At 44.7% G+C, this 1,030-nt stretch carries 1 pseudogene; it reads right to left on the bottom strand.

The window, feature by feature from the left end:
- Nucleotides 1-1,030 (bottom strand): annotated as a pseudogene (locus J7R07_RS07930) (Vomp family autotransporter); the annotation flags it as partial.

Here is a 1,030-nt window from a genome sequence, read left to right as displayed (position 1 = left end):
GCACCAAGAGCAATCGAACCTTTACCGTTAATTTGTGCGTTATGACCAAGAGCAACCCCACCCTCAGCAGAAACAGATGCTTGTGTACCTAAGGCAATGCCGTTTAAAGAACCATTCTGAATATCAGGACTAAACGATTTTACAGATGCGCCATAACCAAAAGCAAGCGCTCCGCTGGAAAATGTGTCAACACTGGCTTTGCTACCAAGAGCAACAGAGTTTTCTGCATCAGCTATAGCATCTGCAAAATCTTTGCCAGTCGTGTTAATTTTTAAACCTTTTATAATCGCTGCTTCTTGTACCGCCTTTAATTGTGCAACGTTAACTGCATCAGTATCTTCAGTACCAGCCGCTACTGCAACAATTTGTCGGGTCTTACCTTTCGAAACATTACCAACACTAACGGCACCTGCTGTACTTTTCCATACATACTCTTTATCATCTTTAATATCTTTTTTGTCAGGAACATAACCGGAAATACCAGATTTAACTGAAGCTAAAGAATGTGCTCCTAAAGCAACCCCTGATTCCGCTTCTGCTTGTGATTCTACCCCCAATGCCATAGACATCTTAGCAAGTGCAGATGCTTCAGTACCTATAGCTATCGCATGTTCACCGAGTGCCTTGGTGTGCTGAACGCCTGTGAGCGCGCCAGTTGGATCATCATCTGTTGTAGGTTTCAAACGCTGCGGAGAGCCTATTGCAATAGAACCCTTCATCATAGCTTGCGATGCATAACCTATAGCAATACTCGTCTCTCCGGCCCCATTTGCCCCAAACCCCAATCCCAGAGCACCTCGCTGCTCTACTCGTGCATAAGGACCAACAGCAACCCCATAAACCCCATCTTTTGTTATTAGTGTATCGTTACCAATGGCAACGGTAGCGCCTCTACGGACTTGCGCATTATAACCGACAACAGTGCTCCATCCCAAAGGCCGAGTCTCTTTATCAGATATAAACCGTACCGTCAAATTATCACCAATAAGAACACTCTCACCAACGTTTGCAGTAATATCTTCACCTATCA

The organism is Bartonella phoceensis (genome assembly GCF_902825145.1).
Classification (GTDB): Bacteria; Pseudomonadota; Alphaproteobacteria; order Rhizobiales; family Rhizobiaceae; genus Bartonella; species Bartonella phoceensis.
This window is presented reverse-complemented; position numbering and strand designations above follow the sequence as displayed.